This is a genomic window from Variovorax sp. GW821-FHT09B01 (assembly GCF_059418345.1).
This window is the reverse complement of sequence record NZ_JBWKPQ010000001.1, coordinates 234,858-257,906: the sequence shown is the minus strand read 5'-3', so window position 1 is coordinate 257,906 and position 23,049 is coordinate 234,858. Positions and strand designations below refer to the sequence as shown.

At 71.8% G+C, this 23,049-nt stretch carries 23 protein-coding genes; 12 read left to right on the top strand and 11 right to left on the bottom strand.

Going from position 1 to position 23,049, the window contains the following annotated elements; genetic code table 11:
- Nucleotides 1-8: 8 nt before the first annotated feature.
- The 9 genes from AC07RV_RS01050 to AC07RV_RS01010 all read right to left on the bottom strand — a co-directional run bounded on the left by AC07RV_RS01050 (nt 9) and on the right by AC07RV_RS01010 (nt 9,460).
- Entirely contained in the window at nt 9-1,121 is a 1,113-nt protein-coding gene (locus tag AC07RV_RS01050; protein ID WP_296783576.1) for a class II histone deacetylase, read from the bottom strand.
- Nucleotides 1,093-2,148: a branched-chain amino acid ABC transporter permease gene (locus tag AC07RV_RS01045; protein ID WP_296783578.1), complete on the bottom strand. Its 1,056-nt coding sequence runs from the start codon at nt 2,146-2,148 to the stop codon at nt 1,093-1,095. The genes AC07RV_RS01050 and AC07RV_RS01045 overlap by 29 nt, the downstream gene beginning before the upstream one ends.
- 6 nt (nt 2,149-2,154) lie before the next feature.
- Nucleotides 2,155-3,021, bottom strand: a complete 867-nt coding sequence (locus AC07RV_RS01040; protein WP_057590101.1) for a branched-chain amino acid ABC transporter permease — start codon at nt 3,019-3,021, stop codon at nt 2,155-2,157.
- Between the two features lie 10 nt (nt 3,022-3,031).
- Nucleotides 3,032-3,730, bottom strand: a complete 699-nt coding sequence (locus AC07RV_RS01035) for an ABC transporter ATP-binding protein (RefSeq protein ID WP_296783579.1) — start codon at nt 3,728-3,730, stop codon at nt 3,032-3,034.
- On the bottom strand, nt 3,717-4,466 hold the full coding sequence (locus tag AC07RV_RS01030; protein ID WP_296783580.1) for an ABC transporter ATP-binding protein: 750 nt from the start codon (nt 4,464-4,466) through the stop codon (nt 3,717-3,719). Before AC07RV_RS01030 ends, AC07RV_RS01035 begins: the two co-directional genes overlap by 14 nt.
- 11 nt (nt 4,467-4,477) lie before the next feature.
- The gene (locus AC07RV_RS01025) at nt 4,478-5,785 is read right to left on the bottom strand and encodes an ABC transporter substrate-binding protein (RefSeq protein ID WP_296783583.1); all 1,308 of its coding nucleotides are present in this window, start codon (nt 5,783-5,785) and stop codon (nt 4,478-4,480) included.
- Nucleotides 5,786-5,889: 104 nt separating this feature from the next.
- A complete protein-coding gene (locus AC07RV_RS01020) occupies nt 5,890-6,873 on the bottom strand; it encodes a Bug family tripartite tricarboxylate transporter substrate binding protein (RefSeq protein ID WP_296783586.1) in 984 nt (327 codons plus the stop codon).
- Between the two features lie 39 nt (nt 6,874-6,912).
- Nucleotides 6,913-8,349: an amidase gene (locus AC07RV_RS01015; RefSeq protein WP_296783589.1), complete on the bottom strand. Its 1,437-nt coding sequence runs from the start codon at nt 8,347-8,349 to the stop codon at nt 6,913-6,915.
- Nucleotides 8,350-8,476: 127 nt separating this feature from the next.
- The gene (locus AC07RV_RS01010; protein ID WP_296783592.1) at nt 8,477-9,460 is read right to left on the bottom strand and encodes a helix-turn-helix domain-containing protein; all 984 of its coding nucleotides are present in this window, start codon (nt 9,458-9,460) and stop codon (nt 8,477-8,479) included.
- A 178-nt stretch (nt 9,461-9,638) separates the two neighbouring features.
- Here AC07RV_RS01010 and AC07RV_RS01005 point away from each other — a divergent pair, with 178 nt between their 5' ends.
- The gene (locus AC07RV_RS01005; RefSeq protein WP_296783595.1) at nt 9,639-10,118 is read left to right on the top strand and encodes an SRPBCC family protein; all 480 of its coding nucleotides are present in this window, start codon (nt 9,639-9,641) and stop codon (nt 10,116-10,118) included.
- A 5-nt stretch (nt 10,119-10,123) separates the two neighbouring features.
- Here AC07RV_RS01005 and AC07RV_RS01000 read toward each other — a convergent pair whose 3' ends face one another.
- Nucleotides 10,124-10,621 carry a MarR family winged helix-turn-helix transcriptional regulator gene (locus tag AC07RV_RS01000; protein ID WP_296783598.1) on the bottom strand — a complete coding sequence of 166 codons (498 nt, stop codon included), beginning with the start codon at nt 10,619-10,621 and terminating at the stop codon, nt 10,124-10,126.
- Nucleotides 10,622-10,757: 136 nt separating this feature from the next.
- Here AC07RV_RS01000 and AC07RV_RS00995 point away from each other — a divergent pair, with 136 nt between their 5' ends.
- Genes AC07RV_RS00995 through AC07RV_RS00965 form a run of 7 tightly spaced genes read left to right on the top strand, consistent with a single transcriptional unit; the run spans nt 10,758 to nt 18,428 of the window.
- Complete coding sequence (locus tag AC07RV_RS00995) at nt 10,758-12,200, top strand: NAD-dependent succinate-semialdehyde dehydrogenase (RefSeq protein WP_296783601.1); 1,443 nt, start codon at nt 10,758-10,760, stop codon at nt 12,198-12,200.
- Complete coding sequence (locus AC07RV_RS00990) at nt 12,197-13,567, top strand: aminotransferase class III-fold pyridoxal phosphate-dependent enzyme (protein WP_208511774.1); 1,371 nt, start codon at nt 12,197-12,199, stop codon at nt 13,565-13,567. Before AC07RV_RS00995 ends, AC07RV_RS00990 begins: the two co-directional genes overlap by 4 nt.
- A complete protein-coding gene (locus AC07RV_RS00985; RefSeq protein ID WP_296783606.1) occupies nt 13,564-14,808 on the top strand; it encodes a Tm-1-like ATP-binding domain-containing protein in 1,245 nt (414 codons plus the stop codon). The genes AC07RV_RS00990 and AC07RV_RS00985 overlap by 4 nt, the downstream gene beginning before the upstream one ends.
- On the top strand, nt 14,805-15,479 hold the full coding sequence (locus AC07RV_RS00980; RefSeq protein WP_296783610.1) for an HAD-IA family hydrolase: 675 nt from the start codon (nt 14,805-14,807) through the stop codon (nt 15,477-15,479). Before AC07RV_RS00985 ends, AC07RV_RS00980 begins: the two co-directional genes overlap by 4 nt.
- A complete protein-coding gene (locus AC07RV_RS00975; RefSeq protein ID WP_093345471.1) occupies nt 15,476-16,867 on the top strand; it encodes a transaminase in 1,392 nt (463 codons plus the stop codon). Before AC07RV_RS00980 ends, AC07RV_RS00975 begins: the two co-directional genes overlap by 4 nt.
- Nucleotides 16,864-17,658: an SDR family oxidoreductase gene (locus AC07RV_RS00970; protein ID WP_296783613.1), complete on the top strand. Its 795-nt coding sequence runs from the start codon at nt 16,864-16,866 to the stop codon at nt 17,656-17,658. The genes AC07RV_RS00975 and AC07RV_RS00970 overlap by 4 nt, the downstream gene beginning before the upstream one ends.
- Complete coding sequence (locus tag AC07RV_RS00965) at nt 17,655-18,428, top strand: SDR family NAD(P)-dependent oxidoreductase (protein WP_296783616.1); 774 nt, start codon at nt 17,655-17,657, stop codon at nt 18,426-18,428. The genes AC07RV_RS00970 and AC07RV_RS00965 overlap by 4 nt, the downstream gene beginning before the upstream one ends.
- Before the next feature lie 26 nt (nt 18,429-18,454).
- Here AC07RV_RS00965 and AC07RV_RS00960 read toward each other — a convergent pair whose 3' ends face one another.
- A complete protein-coding gene (locus AC07RV_RS00960; protein WP_296783620.1) occupies nt 18,455-19,270 on the bottom strand; it encodes a hypothetical protein in 816 nt (271 codons plus the stop codon).
- 228 nt (nt 19,271-19,498) lie between these two features.
- Between AC07RV_RS00960 and AC07RV_RS00955 the strand changes: the two genes are divergently transcribed.
- The 4 genes from AC07RV_RS00955 to AC07RV_RS00940 are packed head-to-tail and all read left to right on the top strand — an operon-like array spanning nt 19,499 to nt 23,046.
- A complete protein-coding gene (locus AC07RV_RS00955) occupies nt 19,499-19,882 on the top strand; it encodes a DUF1330 domain-containing protein (RefSeq protein ID WP_296783621.1) in 384 nt (127 codons plus the stop codon).
- A 19-nt stretch (nt 19,883-19,901) separates the two neighbouring features.
- Nucleotides 19,902-21,422, top strand: a complete 1,521-nt coding sequence (locus tag AC07RV_RS00950; RefSeq protein ID WP_296783624.1) for an amidase family protein — start codon at nt 19,902-19,904, stop codon at nt 21,420-21,422.
- Nucleotides 21,419-22,279: an ABC transporter ATP-binding protein gene (locus AC07RV_RS00945; protein WP_296783627.1), complete on the top strand. Its 861-nt coding sequence runs from the start codon at nt 21,419-21,421 to the stop codon at nt 22,277-22,279. The genes AC07RV_RS00950 and AC07RV_RS00945 overlap by 4 nt, the downstream gene beginning before the upstream one ends.
- Complete coding sequence (locus tag AC07RV_RS00940; RefSeq protein ID WP_208509978.1) at nt 22,276-23,046, top strand: ABC transporter permease; 771 nt, start codon at nt 22,276-22,278, stop codon at nt 23,044-23,046. Before AC07RV_RS00945 ends, AC07RV_RS00940 begins: the two co-directional genes overlap by 4 nt.
- Nucleotides 23,047-23,049 lie beyond the last annotated feature (3 nt).

Here is a 23,049-nt window from a genome sequence, read left to right as displayed (position 1 = left end):
CGCGGCGCTCAGAGCCCGTGCAGCGCCGCCATCTCGTCGATCAGCCCGCGCTGGAACGTATCGAAGCGCGCCGAGGGCTGCTGCAGGCCGAAGAAGTCGCTGAACGGATCCTGCACCTCGGTGCGGTGGCCCGAGAGTTCCTCGACCACCGCGAGACCGCAGAAGGGCACGCAGGCCTCGGAGTAACCGCCCTCGTGCACCACCACCACGCGGCCTTCGCTGTGCCGCGCCGCGAGCGCGTTGACCTGCTTCATCATCTGGCGGAACGACTCGGGATGCAGCTGCATGCGCGCCAGCGGGTCGACCGCATTGGCATCGAGGCCGCTGGCCACCACGATCAGCTCGGGGCGGAAGCGCTCGACCACCGGCGCCACGATGCGCTCGAAGGCATACATGTAGCTCGCGTGGCCGCCGCCGGGCTGCAGCGGCACGTTGACGTTGAAGCCCAGGCCCTCGCCCTCGCCGCGGTCCTCGGCGCCGCTGTAGCCGGGCGGGAAGCAGTTCTCCTGGTGCAGCGAGACGGTCAGCACGTCGGGGCGGTCGTAGAAGATGGCCTGCGTGCCGTTGCCGTGGTGCACGTCCCAGTCGATCACGGCCACGCGCTTGACGCCATGGCGCGCCTTCATGGTCTCGATCGCCACCGCGATGTTGTTGAACAGGCAGAAGCCCATGCTGTGCTCGCGCAGGCAGTGGTGACCCGGCGGCCGGGTGAGCGCGAAGGCGTTGCGGTGGCGGCCCTGCAGCACGCTGTCCATGGCGGCGATGGCCAGGCCGGTCGAGAGCTTCGCGATCTCGTAGCTGCCGGGACCGAAGGGCGCGACCTCGCCGAGATCGCCGCCGCCCGCATCGCTGGCGGCCTTGAACTTCTCGAGGTAGCTCGCGGGATGCACGCGCCGCAGGTCCTCCTCGCTGGCCATCGGCGCGCCCAGCAGGTCGAGCTGCGCGCTCAGGCCCGACACGTCCATCAGCGACTTGATGCGGCGCTTGGAATCGGGCGACTCGGCCATGCCGCTGCCGGCCATGGGCTGGACCCAGCCGCCGACCGGCAGGAACAGGGCGTGCAGCCCGCCCGGCACGTGCCAGAAGGTGCGTTCATCGTGAAAGAAGGCGGTGTTCTTCATGCGTTGCGTCCTCGGTGGTGGGGGAAAAGGAAGAAGGGGAAATCGATGCCGCCCTGTGGGGCGGATGGCGCTGCACGCTGAGGCCGCGCCAGCCCCAGCGCTCGCGCGCCAGGCCCCAGAGGCCGCGCGGCGCCAGCAGCATCACGGCCACGGCGATGCTGCCCATGGCGATCAGGTACCAGCCGCCCGACATCGCGAACCAGGTGTTGAACAGCTCGCGCAGCCCGAAGTAGATCAAGGTGCCGATCAACGGGCCCTCGATGGTGCCGATGCCGCCGATGATGACGATGAACATCGCGGTCACGACCCAGTTGATGTCGAAGGCCGAGTCGGGCGAGACGAACATCGTGCCCATGAAATGCGCGCCGCCGGCCAGCCCGAAGCCCAGTCCCGAGAGCACGAAGGCGATGAAGCGGTTGCGCCAGACGTTCACGCCGATGCTGGTGGCGGCCAGTTCGTTGTCGCGCACCGCCATCAGCCCGAGGCCGAAGGGCGAGCGCATCAGCAGGTAGACGCCGGCCACGGCCGCGAGGCCGATCGCGCCCGAGATCCAGAACGCGTTGCGCTGGAAGGTCTCGGCATCGACCAGCCGCACCGCCTGCAGCGGCACGCCCGATTCGCCCCCGAACAGCGGGAACTTGGCGACCAGCAGCCGCACGATCTCGGCCAGCACCCACATGCCGATCGAGAAGTAGGCATCGCGCAGCCTGAACATCAGCGGCGCCACCGCGGCCGCCAGCAGCGCCGCGCCCACGCCGGCCAGCGGCACCATCCAGTAGGGCGAGAGGCCGAGCCGGTCGGAGATCACGAACACCAGGTAGGCGCCGATGCCGACGAAGGCCTGGTGCCCCATCGACACCAGGCCGGTGTAGCCGGCCAGCAGGTTCCACATCTGGGCCATGGCCAGCACCACGAGCACCTCGCTCAGCAGGCGCAGCAGGCCGGCATCGGCCACCGTGGGCGCGAAGGCGATGGCGAGGGCCGCGGCGAGGAAGCCGATCGAGGGGAGAAGAGAGGGGTTGCGCATCGGATGTCAGGCCCGTTGGCCCGCGATGCCGTTCGGGCGCACCATCAGGACGATGAAGAACAGCAGGTGCGCATAGAGCGCGCCCGCATTGGAATCGAGCCGCTGCCCCGCGAGCTGCGCCACGCCCAGCGCGATGCCGCCGGCCAGCGCGCCCCAGAACGAGCCCATGCCGCCGATGATCACGACCTCGAAGGCACCGAGCAGCCGCTCTACGCCCGAGAACGGCGTGAACGAGCTGCGCAGCGCCAGCAGCAGCCCCGCCACCGAGGCGAAGGCCAGCGACAGCCCCATGACCACGCCGTAGACATGGCGCGGCCGCACGCCCATGGTGCGCACGATCTCGCGGTGGTCGGAGGTGGCGCGCACGATCAGGCCGAAGCGCGAGTGCCGCAGCAGCCACTGCAGCGCGCCGAAGGCCAGCACCGCGAGCCCCAGCACCAGCACCGGGTACCAGCCGATGCGCAGGCCGCCGATCTCGAAGCCGGCCGTGGCCAGCGCGCCGCCGTCGAGCGCGCGCGGGTCGGCGCCGAACAGCTCGACCATCAGGTTGCGCAGCACCACCGCGATGCCGAAGGTGACCAGCACCGGCGTGAGCGGATCGTCGGTCGCCACCGCACGGTTGAGCAGCAGCCGCTGCAGCAGGTAGCCGGTGCCGAAGGCGGCCAGCGCCACCGGCACCAGCAGCAGCAGCGGCGACACCTGCGGGAACTGCGCGGCCAGGAACACCGCGAAATAGGCCGCGAGCACGACGAACTCGCCGTGCGCGAGATTGACCATGCGCATCACGCCGAAGACCAGCGCCAGCCCGAGGCCGAAGAGCGCATAGAGGCCGCCGAGCAGCACGCCGTTGATGAGGGTTTCGATCCAGGCCATGGTGCTTTTCTCAGTGCCCGAAGTAGGCGTTGGCGATCTGCTGCGCGCTGAAGTCCGACGCGCGGCCGGCCAGCGTGACGCGGCCCTTGAGCAGGCAGTACACGCGCTGCGCGATGCGGCAGGCGCGCGTCACGTCCTGCTCCACGATCAGCAGGGCCGTGCCCTGCGCCTGGATGTCGCCGAAGGCGCGGTAGATCTGCGCGATCACCACCGGCGCCAGGCCCAGCGAGATCTCGTCGCACAGCATCAGTCGCGGGTTGGCCATCAGCGCGCGGCCGATGCTCACCATCTGCTGCTGGCCGCCCGACAGCCGCGTGGCCGGCCGGTGCCGGAACTCGCGCAGGATCGGGAACAGCGCATACACGGTGGCCAGGTTCCAGTGGCCAGCCCGGCCGCACAGCGCGCCCATGCGCAGGTTCTCCTCCACCGTGAGCGAGGCGAACAGCATGCGGCCCTCGGGCACCAGCGCGATGCCGCGGCGCGCGATGCGCTCGGCCGGCTCGGCCTCGATGGGCTGGCCGTCGAAGCGCACCGTGCCGCGGCTGCGCCGGCCCAGGCCCGCGATGGCGCGGATCAGCGTGGACTTGCCGGCCCCGTTGGCGCCGATCAGCGCCGTGGCCTCGCCCTCGCCCACGTCGAGCGAGAGGTCGAACAGCGCCTGCAGGTCGCCGTAGTGGCTGCAGAGCGCGCGCACTTCAAGCAACGGCATGGGCGACCTCCTCTGCGTTTTCTCCAACGCCCATGTAGATCTCGCGCACCTCGCGGCTGGCCATCGCGGCGGCCGGCGCGTCCTCGAGCAGCTTGCGGCCGAAGTTCAGCACCATGATGCGGTCGGCCACCGCCATCAGCGCCTGCGCGATGTGCTCGATCCAGATCATCGCCACGTCGCGCTTGAGCTCGAGCACCAGCGCGACCAGCACCTGCACCTCGGCCTCGGTCAGGCCGCCCGCGATCTCGTCGAGCAGCAGCAGGTGCGGCCGGGCCGCGAGGCCCTTGGCCAGTTCGAGCCGCTTGCGGTCGAGCAACGGCAGCCGGCCCGCGGGCACCTCGGCGCGGTCGGCCAGGCCGGTGCGCTCAAGCACTTCCCAGGCCAGCTGCGCGGCCTGTGCGCGCGGCAGCCGCGCCGCGAAGCTGGCGGCGGCCAGCGCGTTCTCGTAGGCGCTCAGGTGCGCGAAGGGCTGCGGGATCTGGAAGGCGCGCGCCACGCCCAGCCGCGCGCGCGCATCGGCGCGCAGGCCGACCAGCTCGCGGCCCTCGAGCCGGATGCTGCCGGCATCGGGCACGGCCACGCCGGTGATCAGGTTGAACAGCGAGCTCTTGCCGGCCCCGTTGGGCCCGACCACGCCGAGGCACTGGCCGCGCGCGAGCGCGAGCGACACGCCGTCGGCCACCACGATCTCGCCGTAGCGCTTGCACAGGCCGTCGATGACGAGGCAATCGGTCATGCGTCGCGCGCTCAGGCCTTGAGCTGCGACAGCAGCTTGAGTTCGTCTTCCACCGGGATCTGCTTCGCGGTGCTGTTGTGCGTGATCACCAGCTCGTACGGGAACTTCGCGCCCGCGGCGGTCTTGCGCCACTGGCCCGCCACCATCGGCGTGACGGCCACGCTCTTGATCGGGCTGCCCTTGAAGTCGATGCGCCCGACCACCGAGTCGAGCTGCAGGTTGGCCAGCGCATCGCGCACCGCCTTCTTGTCCTTGGGGTTGGTCGCGTTCCTGAGCGCCGCGATGCCGACCTCGAACAGCGCATGGCCGTAGCCGATGGGCTGGGTCCACTGCTTGCCGGTGGAGCTCTCCCAGTCGGCCGCCAGTGCCTTGGCGCTCTGGCCGGTCAGCGAGGACTTGAACGGGAAGTTGGGCGTCCACCAGACCTCGGTCGACATGCCGTTGCCGGCCGCGCCCAGCGACTCGACCGCACTCGGGAACAGGAAGGCCGCCGCCATGGTCACCACCTCGGGCCGGTAGCCCGACTGCTGCGCCTGCTTCCAGAAGGTGGCGAAGTGGTTGGCATAGGCGAAGCCCGAGACGATGTTCGCGCGCGCCGCCTTGAAGCTCGAGACCTGGTTGCTGAAGTCGTCGGTCGCGATCTTGAAGAAGCCGCCGGTGGTCTCCTTGTAGCCGCGCTGCTTCGCGCCGCCCGGGATGCCGGTGGCCGGATCGGCGAAGGCATGGCCCGGGCCGTTGTCGATGTAGAGCGTGCCCAGCGAGCGCTCCACCTTGAGCGGCTCCCACATGCCGAAGAAGTTCTTCAGCACGTCGTCGGCGCCCCAGAAGAAATGGAACGAGAACGGAAAGCCCTTCTGCGGCGTGGAGCCCCGGCCGAAGGTGATGGCCTGCCACGGGCCCATGGTCGAGACCATCGGCACGCCGTTGACGTCGCAGAGCTGGCCGGCCGCGAGCGCGGCATCGCTGTCCTGCACCAGCAGCAGGTCGACCTTCTCGCGCAGCAACAGCTCGCTGGCCATCGTGGCGCCGCGGTTGGCGTCGGACTGGGTGTCGCGCACCACGATCTCGACCTTGTAGTTGGTGCCGGCGATGGTGAGGCCGTCCTTCAGCGCGGCGCGCACGCGCTCCAGGCTCCAGGGGTCGGCCTCGCCGAAATTGGCGCGCACGCCCGACAAGGTCGTGAGGTAGCCGATCTTGATCGTCTTCGACTGCGCGTGCGACAGCGCGGGCACGCCGGCCAGCGCGGCCGCGCCGCCGCCGATGACGAGTTGGCGGCGCGTCAGCGCGCCGGAGGCTGCAAAAGGGAAAGCGGCGGGCATGGAATGCTCCTTGGCGATGGAGGATGGACAGGGCCGCATCCTCCCTCCGCGCACCGGCTCGCCGTTATCGAAAACTGGCAAATCGCGGGCCGCGGCCGCCGCCCTCATTCGGGGCGCAGGTTGACCGACTTCGCGATCGCGCGGTAGCGCTCCACGTCGGCCTGGTAGCCGCGGCGCAGCTCGGCCAGCGTCTGCTCGGGCGCCACCTTGCTGCCGCCGAGCTCGATGGCGCGGCGCAGCTCGGGCTTGCGCATCATCTCGTTGAAGGCCACGTGCAGCCGCTGCTGCGTCTCCTCGGGCACGCGCTGCGACACCTGCGCGCCGGCCCAGAGGCTGTAGACGAAGTCGTCGAGCCCCTTGCTGGCGCGGATCAGGGGAATGGCGCCGAAGCGCTCGTGCGGCGTGGCGGCCGCGATGCCCAGCGCCTTGACCTTGCCGGCGTCCAGCAGGTCGGGCACGTTGCCGGCCAGCGGCGCGAACACCAGGTCGATCTGGCCACCGAGCAGGTCGTTGATGATCGGCGCGAAGCCCTTGTAGGGCACGTGCAGCATCTTCGTGCCGGTCTGCTGCGTGAAGCGCTCGCCCAGCAGGTGGTAGAGCGAGCCCGGGCCGATGCTGCCGTAGCTCAGCTCCTTGGCGTCGGGCTTGCGCAGCTGCGCGATCAGCTCGTCGACGCTGCCCGGGCCCAGGTCCTTGCGCGCCAGCAGCACCATCGAGGTCACGGCCATCATGCCGATGGGGCGGAAGTCCTCGGCCTTGTAGCGCGCGCTCGCGAGCGTGAGCGGCGTGAGCATCAGCTCCATCGGCGAGCCCATCAGCAGCACCGAGCCGTCGGCCGCGCCGTTGGCGGCCTTCATCACGCCCAGCGACCCGCTGGCGCCGGGCACGTTGTCGACCACGGCCGGCTGGCCCAGCAGCCGCGACAGCTCGGGCGCGGCCAGCCGCGCGTTGATGTCGGAGCCGCCGCCGGCCGGGTAGGGAACGATCAGGTTCAGGGTCTTGCCGGCCAGCCCCTGGGCCAGGACGGAGCCGGCCATGGTGGACAGGCCGGCCGCCAGGCCGGCACCGATCATCGAACGTCTGCGCATGCGCTTTCTCCTCGGGTGGTTGTTGTGTGTTCTCGGAAATCAGTCCGCGGCCAGCAGCGGCGAGCGCGCGTCGGCGAAGGGCACGGCCTGGTGCCAGCCGTGCGCGAGCCGCAGCACCTCGAGGTCGGCGCCGGGCCGGCCGATCAGCTGCAGGCCCATCGGCAGGCCGCGCGTCGCGCCGTCGGGCGAGAAGCCGGCCGGCACCGCCATCGCGGGCAGGCCCGCGAGCGAGGGGCCGATGGTCACTTCCATCCAGCGGTGGTAGGTGTCCATCGCGCGGCCGCCGACCTCGCGCGGCCAGTGCAGCTCGGCCGGCAACGGAAAGGCCTGCGCGGCCGGCAGCACCAGCACGTCGAAGCGCTCGAACAGCTCGAGCAGCGTGGCATGCCACCGGGTGCGCGTGACGGCGGCCTCGTGCAGCGCGGGCACGGCCAGCCGCTGGCCCTGCTCGATCTCCCAGCAGGCCTCGGGCTTGAGCTTCGCGCGCAGCGCCGGATCGGCATGCAGGCCCTGCAGCGCGCCGGCCACGATGAAGCCGCGCAGGCGCAGCCAGGCGGTCCACAGCGCGTCGAAGTCGAAATCGGGCACGGCCGGCTCGACCGTGCAGCCCAGGGTGTCGAAGTGGCGCAGCGCCGCCTCGCACAGCGCCATCACGCCGGGGTCCATGGCCAGGTGGCCGCCGAGGTCGCCGAGCCAGGCCACGCGCGTGCCGCGCAGCTCGGCATCGAGCGGCTGCGCGAAGGCCTCGCCGTCGCCGGCCAGGCTCAGCGGCGAGCGCGGATCGTGGCCGGCCTGCACCGACAGCAGCCAGGCCACGTCCTCGGGCGTGCGGCCCATCGGCCCTTCGCAACCCAGTTGCTGGAAGAACAGCTCGGGGCCGGGCCCGGTCGGCACGCGGCCCAGCGAGGGCCGCAGGCCGTAGACATGGTTCCAGGCCGCCGGGTTGCGCAGCGAACCCATCATGTCGCTGCCGTCGGCCACGGGCAGCATCTGCAGCGCGAGCGCCACCGCGGCGCCGCCGCTGCTGCCGCCGGCCGCGCGGTCGAGGTTCCAGGCGTTGCGCGTGGCGCCGAACACCGTGTTGTAGGTGTGCGAGCCCAGGCCGAACTCGGGCGTGTTGCTGCGCCCGACGAAGATCGCGCCGGCGCGGCGCAGCCGCTCGACCATGATCGCGTCGTGCGGCGTGAGCTGGTGGGCGAACAGCGGGCTGCCCATGGTGGTGGGGATGCCCGCGGTGGCGACGAAATCCTTGGGCGCCATCGGAAAACCGTGCAGCCGGCCCACCGGCTCGCCGCGCGCCAGCCGCGCGTCGCAGGCATCGGCCTCGCGCAGCATCCGTTCGGGCGGCTGCAGCGAGACCAGCGCGTTGACCTTCGGGTTGAGGCTGTCGATGCGCGCCAGGCAGGCCTGCATCAGTTCGCGGCACGAGAACTCGCGGCGCTTCAGCGCCGCGGCGAGCGCGCGGGCGCTCGGCAAGGTGGACGGAAAGGACGACATATGGCGATCGACGATAGCGATCGCGCCGCGAAGCGGGTATCAAGAATTGGCAAACCTCGCGTGCCGCGGACCCCGGGGTTTCCCCTGGGGTCGCCCGGTCGGCCCTTCAGTGGTGCATCAGCGCGGCGCCACGCAGCGTCTGCGAGGGCAACTCGCCGAACTGGCGCCGGTAGTCGGTCGCGAACTGGCTCAGGTGCCAGAAGCCCCAGTGGGCCGCGACGTCCTGCACCGAGCCGGCCCCGAGGCGCTTGAGTTCGCGTCGCACGCCGTTGAGGCGCAGCGCCCTGAGGTAGCGCGCCGGGCTCAGGCCCAGCGTTTCCTGGAAGCAGTAGTTGAGCTTGCGCTGGCTCGCGCCGATGCGGCTGCAGACCTCGAGCATCGACAGCGGCTCGTCGGGCCGCGCCATCATCAGCTCGCAGGCGCGGCGCACCACGCGGCGCTGCGCCTCGGTGGAGCGCAGCTCGCGCAGGTCCACGTCCTCGGGCAGCGCCTCGAGCCAGGCCAGCAGCACGTCGTCGCGCAGCTGCGCGGTGGCGGTCGGGTCGGCGAGCAGCGCGGGCATCGCATCGAGCGCGGCGAAGGCGCCGAGCAGCGTGCCGCGCAGCGCGCGCATGGTCGCGTCGTCGAAGTGCAGCACCACGCGCCGCGCCAGCCAGGCCGGCGGGCCGCGCTCGTCGAGGCGCTCGGCCAGCGACTGCAGCAGCGCGTTGTCGACCACGATGCCCATCAGCTCGAAGCCCGGCGGGCTGCACAGGTCGAGCTCGTCGCAGCGCCCGACCATCACCGATCCGGTATCGAGCCGCTGGCCCGAGAAGCGCGCCTCGCCCTCCTGCCGGCAGGTCAGCGCGAAGCCGCAGCACTCGGGATTCATCTCGCCGTGCTGGCGCAGCGCGCGGTTGGTGGTCTCGCGCACCAGTCGCAGGCCCGGCAGCTGCACATGGTCGAGAAAGCCCGCGAAGCTGCCGCCCGACAGCATGTCGCACTCCAGGTGCCAGCCGCTCTGGCTGCTGGCATAGGCGTCGATGTCGTGCGTGGTGAGGGTCCAGCGCTCGATGGGAAGGCGGGGGGTGGAGGCGGTCTGGCAGTTCATGGCGGATATCCACGGGGACGGGGGATCCCCTGGACCGAAGCAATCTCCAGACCAGATTGTTTCGTTGACAACGATCTCAAAGCACCGGGAGAAACCCTCGGCGCCCGGGCCTGAATTCCTTCGGATCCACGCGCCCCGAAGAGAATGCGTGGCGATCCACGAACGCCAGGAGACCTGCATGAGCCCCCAAGCCACCGGCCGGCTTCAAGGAAACGACCTGATCATCGAGCGCAGGTTTCGCGCGCCCATCGACGACGTCTGGGCCAGCATCACGAGGCCCGGGAAGACCGCGCTCTGGTTCGGGCCCTGGGAAGGCGAGGCTGGCCAGGGCATGACGGTGCGGCTCCAGCTGGTGCACGAAAAGGACCAGCCCTGGACCGACCTGAGGATCGATGCCTGCGAGGCGCCGCATCGCCTCGCGGTCGCGACCGTGGACGAGTTCGGCGAGTGGCGCCTCGAGCTGACGCTGGCGCAGCAGGACGACATCACCACGCTGCGCTTCGTGCAACGCCTGGACGATCCGGCGCTCGCGGCAGAGGTGGGACCGGGCTGGGAGTACTACCTCGACATGCTGGTCGCCGCGCGCGAGGGCCGCGCGCTGCCCTCCTTCGGCGACTACTACCCCGCGCAGAAGGCCCACTACCTCCAGGGCCCGTAACCCGCCTACTCGAGCTCGCCGCTGGGCTCGAAGCCCGTGGTGCTGTCGAACAGCTTCTGCACGATGGTCTGCAGCACGCGCCGCTCGTCGGCCGAGAGATGCGCGAACAGCCGCTGCGCGGTGTCGTGCGCGAGCGGCACCATGTCGCGGTAGAGCGCGAGGCCTTCTTCCTCGAGCGAGACGATGACCTTGCGCCGGTCCTCGGCGGAAGGGTGCATGTTGGCCAGGCCGAGGTCGACCAGCCGATGCTGCGCGCGGCTCACGCGTGCCTTGTCCATGCTGGTCTTGCGCGCGATCTCGAGCGCCGACAGCGCGCCGTACTTACCGAGCACCACCACGATGCGCCACTCGGGGATCTGCAGCGCGAAGCGGCCGGCGATCGCCTGGCCCACCGACTGGCTCACGCGATTGGCGACCACCGAGAGCTGGAACGGCAGGAAAGTCTCGAGGTCGAAGGCATCGGCGATCGAGCGCGGCGGCGAGGAGTTGCGTGAACGGGGCACGGTGCGAGCGAGGAGGTGAAGTGCGCGGACAGTATAGGAACGCCCTCGCTCATCGCGACCGCGCGGCGACGATGGACGCACGAGGTTTGCCAGTTTTCGATAACGCGGCAGGGGGTGCGATCCCTATCGTCGCGGCATGGACTATCCCGAACTCGCCCTGCACATCGCCGGCCGATGGCGCACGCAGACCGCAGGCGGCCAACGCGCCGTCGTCGATCCCGCCACCGAAGCCACCCTCGCGCAACTGCCGCTCGCCAGCCGCGACGAACTCGCGCAGGCCGCCGAGTCCGCGCGCCGCGGCTTCGCGCTCTGGCGCGCGAAGAGCGCGCTCGAGCGCTGCAACATCCTGCGCACCGCCGCGCAGACGATCCGCGACCGGGCGAAGACCATCGCGCAGGTGCTCACGCTCGAACAGGGCAAGCCGCTGGCCGAGGCGCTGCGCGAGGTCACGCTGTCGGCCGACATCGTCGACTTCCAGGCCGAGGAGGCCAAGCGCCTGTACGGCCGGCTGGTGCCGCCGCGCGTCGAAGGCATCCTCTCGCAGGCGGTCACGCGCCAGCCGGTCGGCCCCGTGGCGGCCTTCACGCCGTGGAACTTCCCGGCCAACCTGCCGACGCGCAAGCTCGCGAGCGCACTGGCCGCGGGCTGCAGCGTGGTCATCAAGCCGGCCGAGGAGACGCCGGGCACCTGCATGCTGCTGGTGCGCGCCTTCCTCGACGCGGGCGTGCCGCCCGATGCGCTCAACATGGTGTGCGGCGATCCGGCCGAGGTGTCCTCGTTCCTCATCGACCATCCCGCGATCGCCAAGGTCTCGTTCACCGGCTCGGTCGCGGTGGGCCAGTTGCTCGGCGAACAGGCGGCGCGCCACGTCAAGCGCTTCACGGGCGAGCTCGGCGGCCACGCGCCGGTGATCGTCTGCGAGGACGCCGACTTCGCGTTCGCGCTCAGGAATTCCATCGCCGCCAAGTTCCGCAACGCGGGCCAGGTCTGCGCCTCGCCGATCCGCTTCTACCTGCCGCGCGCGCGCTTCGATGAATGGGCCGAGGCCTTCGTGCAGGCCGCGCGCGCGCTGCGCATCGGTGCCGGCACCGATCCCGCGACGCAGATGGGCCCGCTCGCGCATGCACGGCGCATCGAGGACATGCAGCGCTTCGTCGACGACGCCGTCGACCGCGGCGCGCGGCTGCTGTGCGGCGGCCGGCGCATCGCGCGGCCCGGCTACTTCTTCGAGCCCACGGTGATCGCCGATGCGCCCGACGACAGCCGCGTGATGCGCCAGGAGCCCTTCGGCCCGATCGCGGTGCTGCAGCCCTACGACACGCTCGACGAAGCGATCGCCGCCGCCAACGCCCTGCCCTACGGCCTCGGCGCCTATGCCTTCACGCGCGACCTGCAGACCGCGCACCGCCTGGGCGAAGCGCTCGAGGCCGGCATGGTCGGCATCAACCACTTCGGCGTCTCGCAGCCCGAGATGCCCTTCGGCGGCTGGAAGCAGAGCGGCATCGGCCAGGAGATGGGCGCCGAGGGCCTGCTGCACTACACCGAACTCAAGACCATCACCGTGGGAGTCCCCGCATGACAACGACAGACATCGACGCACTCAAGGAAGACAACGCCCGCTACCTGTGGCACCCCATGGCCCATCCGCAGGCCATGCAGAAGAGCAAGCCCGACATCGTCGCGCGCGGCCAGGGCTGCTGGATCTGGGACGTGGACGGCCACAAGATGCTCGACGGCGTCGGCGGCCTGTGGGCCGCGAACCTGGGCCACAGCAACCGGGCGGTGCGCGACGCGATCGTGGCGCAACTCGACGAGCTGCCGTTCTACAACGTGTTCCGCGGCACCACGCATCCGCGCGCGATCGAGCTGTCGAAGCGCATCGTGCAGACGATGGAACCCGATGGCGTGGCCGCGGTGTTCTTCAGCAACGGCGGCTCCGACGCGGTGGAGGGCGCGCTCAAGCTCGCGCGCCAGTACTGGAAGCTGCAGGGCCAGGCCGACCGCTACAAGTTCATCGCGCTGCGCCAGGGCTACCACGGCGTGCACTTCGGCGGCATGAGCGTGAACGGCAACCTCAACTTCCGCCGCGCCTACGAGCCCCTGCTGCCCGGCTGCTTCCACGTCGACACGCCGTGGCTCTACCGCAATCCCTACACGCAGGACCCCGAGGAACTCGGCGAGATCTGCGCCACGCTGCTCGAGCGCGAGATCCAGTTCCAGGGGCCCGACACCGTGGCCGCCTTCATCGCCGAGCCGATCCAGGGCGCCGGCGGCGTGATCGTGCCGCCACCCAACTACTGGCCGCGCGTGCGCGAGATCTGCGACAAGTACGGCGTGCTGCTGATCGCCGACGAGGTCGTCACCGGCTTCGGCCGCGGCGGCGCGCTGTTCGGCACGCGGCTGTGGAACGTCAAGGCCGACCTCTGGTGCCTGGCCAAGGGCATCTCCTCGGGCTACGTGCCGCTGGGCGCCACCGCCATCGGCGCCAAGGTGGCCGAGGTCTTCCTCAACGACCCCACGGGCCAGGCCGCGGTGGGCCATGGCTACACCTACAGCGCGCATCCGGTGGCCGCGGCCGCGGCGCTCGCCACGCTCGACCAGATCGAGGCGCTCGACGTGCCCGGCAACGCGGCGCGCGTGGGCGCGCATTTCCAGGCCCGCGTGCGGCCCTTCGTCGACCGCTTCAGCTTCGTCGGCGACGTGCGCGGCATGGGCCTGATGCTCGGCATCGAGATGGTGGCCGACAAGGCCACGCGCACGACGCTGCCGCGCGGCAACCCGATCGCCGCGAAGGTGGCGCAGGCGGCCTACCGGCGCGGGCTGATGGTGCGCATCTCGGGCCCGAACCTGATCCTGTCGCCGCCGCTCGTCATCACGCGCGAGGAGGTCGACTACATGGTCGATGCGCTCGAGGGCGCCTTCGCCGACGTGGAAGCCACGCTGTGAGCAAGGTGCCGACCGTTCTGCTGATCGGCACCGCCGACACCAAGAGCGCCGAGCTGCTGTTCATGCGCGAGTGCATCGAGGCCGGCGGCGGCCGCGTGGCGGTGATGGACGTGGGCGTGCTCGACGGCGCGCCCTTCGTGCCCGAGATCACGAATGCCGAAGTGGCCGCGGCCGCCGGCCGCAGCGTGGCCGAGGTGGCGGCCAGCGGCGACGAGAACAGCGCCATGACCCTGATGGCGCGCGGCGCCGCGAAGCTGGCCGCGCGCTGGCATGCCGAGGGCCGCATCGACGGGCTGCTCGCGCTCGGCGGCACCATGGGCACCGACCTCGCGCTCGAGGTGGCGCAGGCGCTGCCGCTGGGCGTGCCGAAGGTGGTGGTCTCGACCATCGCCTACTCGCACCTGCTGCCGCCCGAACGCATCCCGCCCGACCTGATCATGGTGCTGTGGGCCGGCGGCCTCTACGGCCTCAACAGCCTGTGCCGCTCGGCGCTGAGCCAGGCCGCGGGCGCGGTGCTCGGCGCCTGCCGCCAGGCGCGCGCGCCGGCCTTCGAGCGGCCGCTGGTCGGCATGACCTCGCTGGGCTCGAGCGCGCTGACCTACATGAAGACGCTCAAGCCCGCGCTCGAGGCGCGCGGCTACGAGGTCGCGGTGTTCCACACCACCGGCATGGGCGGTCGTGCCTTCGAGGCGCTGGCCGCCGAGGGCCGCTTCTGCGCCGTGATGGACTTCAGCCTGCAGGAACTGGCGAACCAGCTCGGCGGCTCCTGCGTCACTGCGGGGCCCGACCGGCTGCTCGGCGCCGGCCGCGCGGGCACGCCGCAGATCGTGGCGCCGGGCGCCATCGACATGCTCGACTTCCCGGCCTGGCAGCCCACGCCCCGAGGCCTCGAAGGCCGGCCGGCCCACACGCACAACCGGCTGCTGGCCTCGGCGCTGAGCGCGCCCGCGTTCCGGCGCGGCGTGGCGACCGAGATCGCGAGCCGCCTGGCGCGCGCGGAAGGCGCCACCTGCGTGCTGCTGCCGCTGCAGGGCATCGAGGGTTGGGACCGGCCCGGCGAACCGCTGCACGATCCCGAAGGCCTGGCCGCCTTCACCGCCGCGCTGCGCGACAGCGTCGGCGCCACTCGCATGATCGAGCTCGACGCCCACATCAACGACGCCGCCTTCTGCGAGGCCGCGCTGCAGGTGTTCGATGCCTGGGTCGCCGACGGCACCGTGCCCGCGGGGAGGCCTGCATGAGCACAACGCAAGCCCTGGTGCTCGACTTCGGCGGCGTCATCAGCCGCACGCTGTTCGAGACCCATGCGCTGACCGAGGAAGCGCTCGCGCTGCCGCGCGGCACGCTGACCTGGCGCGGCCCCTTCGACCTCGCGAGCGATCCGCTCTGGCGCGACATGCAGGCCGACAAGCTCTCGGAGCGCGACTACTGGATGGCACGCACCCGCGAGGTCGGCGCGCTGGTGGGCGAGCGCTGGGACGCGATGGAGACCTTCGTGCGGCGCGCGCGCGGCGCCGATCCCGAAGCCGCGATCCGGCCCGAGGCGCTGGCCGCGATCGAGGCCGCGCGCCGCGCCGGCTGCCGGCTCGCGATCCTCTCGAACGAGCTCGACCTGTTCTACGGCGCCGACTTCCGCCGCCGACTGCCCTTCATGGCGGCCTTCGACGTGGTGGTCGACGCCACCCACACCGGCATCCTCAAGCCCGACGCGCGCGCCTATCGACAGTGCCTCGACGAACTCGGCCTGCCGGCCGAGGCCTGCGTGTTCGTCGACGACCAGCTGCGCAACATCGCCGGCGCCGAGCGCGTGGGCCTGCGCTGCGTGCACTTCGACGTGATGCAGCCCGCCGCGAGCTACGCGCAGGCCCTCGCGCTGCTGGGCATTCCCTCTTCCTTTTCGCAACGACCATGACCCCGACCTTCGAACCCACCGTGCCGCGCGAACGCGTGCAGGCCCTGATGCGCGCCGAGCAGGAGCGCTACGCGCGCACCCATGCGCGATCCGGCGAACTCTTCGCGCAAGGCCAGCAGGCCTGGCTCTACGGCGCGCCCTCGCACTGGATGCGCCGCTGGATCGGCGGCTGGCCGCTCTACGTGCAGGACGCGAAGCTGCCCTACGGCGCGCGCTTCGTCGACGTCGACGGCCACGGCTATGCCGACTTCTGCCTCGGCGACACCGGCGGCATGTGCGGCCATGGCCATCCGGCCGTGGTGGAAGCGCTGGCGCGGCAGGCGCGCATCGGCAGCTCGCTGATGCTGCCCACCGACGACGCGGCCTGGGTCGGCGAGGAACTCGCGCGCCGCTTCGGCCTGCCCTACTGGAACCTCACGACCTCGGCCTCGGACGCCAACCGCGCCTGCATCCGGCTCGCGCGCATGGTCACGGGCCGGCCGCGCGTGCTGGTGTTCTCGGGCTGCTACCACGGCTCGGTGGAAGAGGCGCATGTCGAGCTGCGCGACGGCGCGGTCGCGATGCGCAACGACATCCACCCCAACGGCTTCCCGCACGACCGCCTGTCGGCCGTGGTCGAGTTCAACGACCTGCCCGCGCTCGAACGCGCGCTGCGCGCGGGCGACGTGGCCTGCGTGCTGGCCGAGCCGGCCATGACCAACTACGGCATGATCGCGCCCGCGCCCGGCTTCCACGACGCGCTGCGCCGCCTCACGCGCGAGACCGGCACCCTGCTGGTCATCGACGAAACCCACACCATCTCGAGCGGCCCCGGCGGCTACACGCGCGCGCACGGCCTCGCGCCCGACATGTTCGTGATCGGCAAGGCCATTGCCGGCGGCATTCCCGCCGCGGCCTTCGGCCTCAGTGCCGAGACCGCCGAGCGCGTGTGGCAGGTGCTGCCCAAGCTGCATCCCACCAAGCGCCAGTCGGCGCATGCCGGCTTCGGCGGCACGCTGGCCGGCAATGCGCTCACCGTGGCCGTGATGCGCGCGGTGCTGTCGCAGGTGCTGACGCCCGAGGCCTTCGAGCGCATGCTCGCACTCGCCGAGCGGCTGGCCGATGGCGTGAACGCGAGCATCGCCAGGGCCGGCCTGCCCTGGCACGCGACCCAGGTCGGCGCGCGCGTCGAGACCCTGTTCTGCCCCGATGCGCCGCGCAACGCCGCCGACGTGCGGCGCACGCGCGACGGCGAGCTCGAGGCGCTGCTGCACCTCTACATGATGAACCGCGGCGTGCTGATCACGCCCTTCCACAACATGATGCTGTGCTGCCCCGGCACCACCGCGCGCGAGGTGGACGAGCACGATGCGGCCTTCGCCGATTTCGCGCGGGAGTGCAGCGCATGAGCGGCAACGATCCCTTCGGCCTGCATGGCAAGGTCGCGCTGGTCACCGGCGGCGGACGCGGCATCGGCGCCGCGATCGCGCAGGCCTTCGCCGAGGCCGGCGCCTCGGTGCTGATCGCCAACCGCACCGGCAGCGCCGGCGAGGCCGTGGCGGGCGAGTTGCGCGCACGCGGCTTCGACGTGCAGGCACTGGCCTGCGACATCGGCCGGCGCGACGAGGCCGAGCGCGCGGTGGCCGAGGCGGTGCGCGTCTTCGGCGCGCTCGACATCGTGGTCCACAACGCCGCGGTCAATCCCTGGGCCGCCATCGACGCCATGAGCGACGAACAGCTCGAGCGCACGCTGGCCGTGAACCTCAAGGCCTGCTTCTGGCTCGCGCAGGCGGCGGTGCCGCACCTGCGCGCGCGCGGCGGCGGCCGGCTGCTCGTCACCTCCTCCGTGACCGGCCCGCGCGTCGCCATGCCCGGCAGCGCCCACTACGCGGCCAGCAAGGCCGGCGTCAACGGCTTCATCCGCAGCGCCGCGCTCGAGTACGCGCGCGAGGGCATCACCGTCAACGGCGTCGAGCCCGGCTACATCGCCAAGCAGGGCGGCTCGCTGCTGTCCGATCCCGCGAAGGCCGCGCGCATCGCACGCCACATCCCGATCGGCGAGCTGGGCCGGCCCGAGGACATCGCCCTGGCGATGCGCTTCCTGGCGAGCCCCGCCGCGCGCTACATCACCGGGCAGACCATCGTGGTCGATGGCGGCTCGACCCTGCCCGAAAGTCCCTTCTTCGCGGAGCAGGCATGAGCAGCGGAAGGTTGCAGGGCAAGGCCTGCCTCGTCGTCGGCGCCGCGAGCGGCATCGGCGCCGCGGTGGCCGCGCGCTTCGCGAGCGAGGGCGCGCGCGTCGCGGTCGCCGGCTGGCCACGGCCGCAACCGGTGGGCGACGGCCCCGCGCTCGATTGCGACGTGACCGACGACGCCGCCGTGCGCGCGGCCGTGGCCGCGGCGATCTCGGCCTTCGGCCGCATCGACGTGCTCGTGAACTGCGCCGGCATCGTGCGCAACGACGACGCGGCCGACATCGACGACGAGGACTGGCGGCGGCTGCACGAGGTCAACCTCGGCGGCACCATGCGCTGCCAGCGCGCGGTGCTGCCGGGCATGGTGGCGCAAGGCGGCGGCGCGATCGTCAACATCGCCTCGGTGGCGGCCTTCAATGCCGGTGCCGGCATGGCGAGCTACGCCGCCAGCAAGGCCGGCGTGGTCGCGCTCACGCGCTCGGCCGCGCAGGCCTACGGGCCGCGCGGCGTGCGCGTCAATGCGCTGTGCCCTGGCTGGGTCGACACGCCGATGAGCCGGCAGGAGATGCGCGACCTGGCTGCCGAGCGCGACATCTCCGAGGAAGCCGCGCATGCACAGACCGTGGCGCGCATCGCGCTCGGGCGCATGGCCTCGGCCGAGGAGATGGCGGCGGCGTGCCTGTTCCTTGCGAGCGACGAGGCGTCATTCGTGACGGGTGCGGCGCTGGTGGCGGATGGGGGGGCGCGGGTGCCGGCTTCGGCGCGCTCGGCGTAAAGCCGGAACGCGCTCGCCGGCCCGCGCTACCGGATTTCCTGGCAGCCGCCGGCAACGCACCTGACGAGCAACGCATAGCCGCTGTCGCAGGCGATGGTGAAGGTCTCGTCGTTGGCGCCGCGCCCCACGAAGCTGGCCTGCGGCGCCGCATGGCAGCTGCGCTGCCGCGCGAAGTCTTCCGCGCTCGCGATGTTGAGCGGCGAGGCGGGCTCGACCGCCGCGGGCGGTGGCGCGGGCCGGCTCGGCGCCGGCCGCACGGGTGCCGCCGCGACGCGCGGCGGATTCGTCGCCGGCGCCGCTGTCGCGAGCGGTGCCGCCTGCAATGGCGGCGCTGCGGCAGCGGGTTGCCCGGTCGGCGGATCCTGCGCCGCCCGCACGAAGGTGCCGGGGGTCGGACCGTCGCCGCGGTTCTCGATGCGGTCGAACAGCCGTTCCTGGCCGAACACCAGCTGCATCCAGCTCGGATAGCTGAAGCCGCCGCCGGTGCCCGCGTCCACCGCCACGCCGATCAGGCCGCCGATCATGATGTTGCCCACCATGCCCACGTTGGCACGCGAGATGGCTTGCCCCACGGCGGCCGGATGGTTCGGGTGCGTGCAGCGCACCATCAGGTTCCCGCCCGAGCGGCGGACCTTGGTCTCGACGCCCGATGGCGCACTGGCCGTGCCCTTGTCGTTGGACATCTGGCAGTCCGCCTGGGTCACGACCTCGCCCGCCTCCGTGCGGGTTTCCAGCTTCACGTTCTGCTCCGTGCCATGGGTGATCGATGCACAGCCGGCCATCCAGCCGCTCAGCACCACCACGCTCGCGAGTCCCCACCTCCGAATACCGGTCATCGTCATTCCATCTCCTCCAGTGTTGTTCTTTCGCGCGGCGGAGGATAGCCGCAGCGCGCGGGCTTGGGTTGCCTGTTGCATGGTGTGTCGCGCGGATGCCGCACCGCACGCGTTTCGCCTATTGCGTTTCCCTATTCGCCGTATCGCCGCGGCGGTTTGACGCTGCTTTTCACGACGCTGACACTTGAGTCACACCCCCGCGGCAGCGCCGCATACAGATTCAAGGACCCCCGCATGACCGCCTATTTCGTGATCGAACTCGACGTCGAGGACGGCCCCAGCCTGGCCGAGTACGAACGCGAGGTCACCGAACACGTGGTGGCCGCCGGCGGCCGTTTTCTCGTGCGCGGCAACGACTACCGCCCGATCGAGGGCGACTGGCATCCCAAGCGGCTGATCGTGATCGAGTTCCCCGACCTCGACGCGGTGGAGCGCTACTACCACTCGGAACCGAACCAGACCCTCAAGCGCAAGCGCCTGGCCGGCACCGCCGGCAAGCCCGCCCGCGCGATCGCGATCCAGGGCGTGGCGCAGAGCGCCACCACCGGCGGCGCCACCGCGGGCGGTCCGCGCGAGATCGGCGTCGACGCCAACGGCGCGGTGATCTGGGGTGCCTGAGGCACCGAAGGACGGCGCGATGAAAGCATCCGACGCCTCGTCCGAGGCGCCGCACCGGCTCACGCTGGTGCAGGCGGCTTCGCTGCTGCGCGACGGCGCGCTGCGCGCCGAGGACTACGCGGCGGCGCTGCTGGCACGCTGCCATGCGGGCGCCGGGCTCAACGCCTTCAGCGCCATCGACGACCAGGCCGTGCTCGCGGCGGCGCGCGAGGCGGACCTGGCGCGCGCCGCCGGCCAGCCGCTGGGCCAGCTGCACGGCATTCCGCTGGCGCTCAAGGACAACATCGCGAGCGAGCGGCTGCCCACCACGGCCGGCACCGCGGCGCTGGCAGGCGCGCCCGACGCGGCCGGTGCGCGCGACGCGGGCGTGGCGGAACGGCTCTATGCCGAAGGCGCGCTGCTGCTCGGCAAGAACACCATGCACGAGCTCGCGATGGGCTGGACCAGCGACAACCCGCACTTCGGCCGGGTCGGCAACCCGCACGCGCCGCAGCGCATCGCCGGCGGCAGCAGCGGCGGCAGCGCCGCGGCGGTCGCCGCATTCATGGTGCCCGCGGCCATCGGCAGCGACACCAACGGCTCGATCCGCATTCCCGCGGCGCTGTGCGGGGTGGCGGGCTTCCGTCCTTCGGTCGGGCGCTATCCCACCGAGGGCGTGGTGCCGCTGTCGCACACGCTCGACACGGTGGGTCCGATCGCGCGTAGCGCGGCCGACCTGGCGCTGCTCGACGCCGTGATGTCGGGCCAGCCGCCGCAGGCGCCGCCGCGCGGCCTCGCGGGCGTGCGCCTCGCGCTCTCGCCGCGCTACTACCTGTCGCGGCTCGAGCCCGAGGTCGAGCGCGCGTTCGATCAGGCACGGCGCCGGCTCGCCGCGCACGGCGTGTGCTGGGTCGAGGCCGACGTGCCGGACCTGCATTCGCTCGCCGACGGCATCGCGCCCACGCTGATCGGCCATGAATCGGCGCGTGCCCTGCCCGACTGGCTGGCGGCGCGCACCGGCGGCGTCTCGATGGACCGGCTGATGGCCGAGGCCGGTGCCGACCTGCACGAGGCGCTGCATGCCGCGCAGCAAACCGTGAACAGCCCGGCCGCGCGCGACGGCTACCGGGCCGCGCTGCGGCGGCGCATGGCGCTCGGCGGCGCGCTGCAGCGCTACTTCGCGCAGCACGCGGTGCTCGCGCTCGTGCATCCGGTGGCTCGCGTGGCGGCACCGCTGGCCAGCGCGCCCGAAGCGCGACGTTCGCCGGCACCGGCCGTGCCGCTGGCCGCGGGCGGTCTGATGACGGCACGCGAAGCCTTCGGCCAGAACGTCTCGCCCGCCAGCATCGCGGCACTGCCCAGCGTGGTGCTGCCCGCGGGCTTCACGCGCGAGGGCTTGCCGGTGGGCATCGCCTTCGATGCGCCGCACGGCAGCGACGCGCGCCTGCTCGCGCTGGCCCAGACGCTGCAGCAGGCGCTGCAACACCCCCCAGAACAGGACGCGCCCGGTGCCATGCCGGGCAGCGCCGTGCACACCCTCGAACCACAGGCCCTGCCATGAAGAATTTCCAGCTGAGCGCGGTGCGGACCACCGGCACCGCGCCGCCACCCACGCATTCCACACCCGATTCACCAAGAGCCGATGGCATCCGGCTCGCCCACGTGGCGCGGCGCTTCGGCAGCGGCGACGCCGCGCTGACCGCGCTGCGCGACATCGAGCTCGAGGTGCGCGCGGGCGAGTTCCTCGCGATCCTCGGCCCCTCGGGCTGCGGCAAGTCGACGCTGCTGCAGATCGTCGCGGGCCTGCTGGCGCCGAGCGCGGGCGAGGTGCTGTTTCGCGGCCGGCCGGTGACCGAGCCACCCGAGGGCATGGTCTACCTGTTCCAGCAGTACACCAAGTCGCTGCTGCCCTGGCGCAGCGTCGCGGGCAACGTGGCGCTGGCCTTCGAGGCCGACCGCCGCCTCACCCGCCAGCAGGTCCAAGCGCGCGCGTCCGAGTACCTGGGCCTGGTCGGCCTCGCGGGCTTCGAGAAGCACTATCCCTGGCAGCTCTCGGGCGGCATGCAGCAGCGCGTGGCGATCGCGCGCGCGCTCGCCGCCGAGCCCCGCGTGCTGCTGCTCGACGAGCCCTTCAGCGCGGTCGATGCGCTGACCCGGGTCGAACTGCAGGCGCTGGTGCTCGAGCTGCGGCGCCAGCGCGGGCTGACGGTGGTGCTGGTCACGCACGACGTCGACGAGGCCGTGTTCCTGGCCGACCGCATCGCGATCCTCTCGAAGCGGCCGACGGTGGTCGAGGAGATCGTCGAGACCCGCATCCCCCATCCGCGCGACGCCATCGAGACGCGCGAGCTGCCGCGCTTCCTCGAACTGCGGCACACGCTGATGGAACGGCTGCTCGGACGGGAGCCGCGGCCATGAGCCGCGCACGCCTCGTCGAACGCTGGCTGCCCGGCACGCTCGCCGTCGTGGGCGTGCTCGCGGCCTGGGAACTGCTGGGCCGCGGCGGCACGCTGAACCCGGCGCTGCTGCCGGCACCGTCGGTGGTGCTGGCGACGCTCGTGGACGTGGTGCGCGACGACGCGCTGGCCCAACCGATCGCGCGCACGCTGGCGCTGATGGCCACCGGCTACCTCATCGCCTGCGCCTGCGGCATCGCGCTCGGCGTCGCGATGGGCCGCAGCGAGGCCGTGCACGCGCTGATGGAACCGCTGGTGGAACTGGTGCGGCCGATTCCGAAGCCCGCGCTGATCCCGCCGCTGTTCCTGTTCCTCGGCATCGGCCTGCAGACCATGCTGTTCATCGTGGTGCTGGCCGCGTTCTTTCCGGTGCTCATCAACACCGTGCAGGGCGTGCGCGGGGTCGACCCGGTGCTGCTGGACACCGCGCGCACGCTGCGGCTGACGCGCCGGGCAACGGTGCTGCGGGTGGTGCTGCCGGCCGCGCTGCCGATGGTGGCCACCGGCATGCGCGTGAGCCTCGGCCTCGCGCTGACACTGGTGGTGGTGGCCGAGATGCTGGCCGGCGAGAACGGCGTCGGCTTCCTGATCCTCGACATGCAGCGCGCGTTCCAGATCCAGAAGATGTATGCCTGGCTGGTGGTGCTGGCGCTGCTGGGCCTGCTGCTCAACGGCGCCTTCGAATGGGCCGAACGCCGCGCGCTGCCGTGGCGCGCCCACCTGTCCTGAGGC

Excerpts from the sequence above, each read along its gene's own strand:
- AC07RV_RS00965 (WP_296783616.1), top strand. The coding sequence starts at position 17,655 with ATGAGCAGCGGAAGGTTGCAGGGCAAGGCCTGCCTCGTCGTCGGCGCC.
- AC07RV_RS00955 (WP_296783621.1), top strand. The coding sequence starts at position 19,499 with ATGACCGCCTATTTCGTGATCGAACTCGACGTCGAGGACGGCCCCAGC.
- AC07RV_RS00995 (WP_296783601.1), top strand. The coding sequence starts at position 10,758 with ATGGACTATCCCGAACTCGCCCTGCACATCGCCGGCCGATGGCGCACG.
- AC07RV_RS00970 (WP_296783613.1), top strand. The coding sequence starts at position 16,864 with ATGAGCGGCAACGATCCCTTCGGCCTGCATGGCAAGGTCGCGCTGGTC.
- AC07RV_RS00975 (WP_093345471.1), top strand. The coding sequence starts at position 15,476 with ATGACCCCGACCTTCGAACCCACCGTGCCGCGCGAACGCGTGCAGGCC.
- AC07RV_RS01040 (WP_057590101.1), bottom strand. The coding sequence starts at position 3,021 with ATGGCCTGGATCGAAACCCTCATCAACGGCGTGCTGCTCGGCGGCCTC.
- AC07RV_RS00945 (WP_296783627.1), top strand. The coding sequence starts at position 21,419 with ATGAAGAATTTCCAGCTGAGCGCGGTGCGGACCACCGGCACCGCGCCG.
- AC07RV_RS00950 (WP_296783624.1), top strand. The coding sequence starts at position 19,902 with ATGAAAGCATCCGACGCCTCGTCCGAGGCGCCGCACCGGCTCACGCTG.
- AC07RV_RS01025 (WP_296783583.1), bottom strand. The coding sequence starts at position 5,785 with ATGCCCGCCGCTTTCCCTTTTGCAGCCTCCGGCGCGCTGACGCGCCGC.
- AC07RV_RS01005 (WP_296783595.1), top strand. The coding sequence starts at position 9,639 with ATGAGCCCCCAAGCCACCGGCCGGCTTCAAGGAAACGACCTGATCATC.
- AC07RV_RS01010 (WP_296783592.1), bottom strand. The coding sequence starts at position 9,460 with ATGAACTGCCAGACCGCCTCCACCCCCCGCCTTCCCATCGAGCGCTGG.
- AC07RV_RS00990 (WP_208511774.1), top strand. The coding sequence starts at position 12,197 with ATGACAACGACAGACATCGACGCACTCAAGGAAGACAACGCCCGCTAC.
- AC07RV_RS00960 (WP_296783620.1), bottom strand. The coding sequence starts at position 19,270 with ATGACGATGACCGGTATTCGGAGGTGGGGACTCGCGAGCGTGGTGGTG.
- AC07RV_RS00940 (WP_208509978.1), top strand. The coding sequence starts at position 22,276 with ATGAGCCGCGCACGCCTCGTCGAACGCTGGCTGCCCGGCACGCTCGCC.
- AC07RV_RS00980 (WP_296783610.1), top strand. The coding sequence starts at position 14,805 with ATGAGCACAACGCAAGCCCTGGTGCTCGACTTCGGCGGCGTCATCAGC.
- AC07RV_RS01030 (WP_296783580.1), bottom strand. The coding sequence starts at position 4,466 with ATGACCGATTGCCTCGTCATCGACGGCCTGTGCAAGCGCTACGGCGAG.
- AC07RV_RS01035 (WP_296783579.1), bottom strand. The coding sequence starts at position 3,730 with ATGCCGTTGCTTGAAGTGCGCGCGCTCTGCAGCCACTACGGCGACCTG.
- AC07RV_RS01045 (WP_296783578.1), bottom strand. The coding sequence starts at position 2,148 with ATGCGCAACCCCTCTCTTCTCCCCTCGATCGGCTTCCTCGCCGCGGCC.
- AC07RV_RS01050 (WP_296783576.1), bottom strand. The coding sequence starts at position 1,121 with ATGAAGAACACCGCCTTCTTTCACGATGAACGCACCTTCTGGCACGTG.
- AC07RV_RS01020 (WP_296783586.1), bottom strand. The coding sequence starts at position 6,873 with ATGCGCAGACGTTCGATGATCGGTGCCGGCCTGGCGGCCGGCCTGTCC.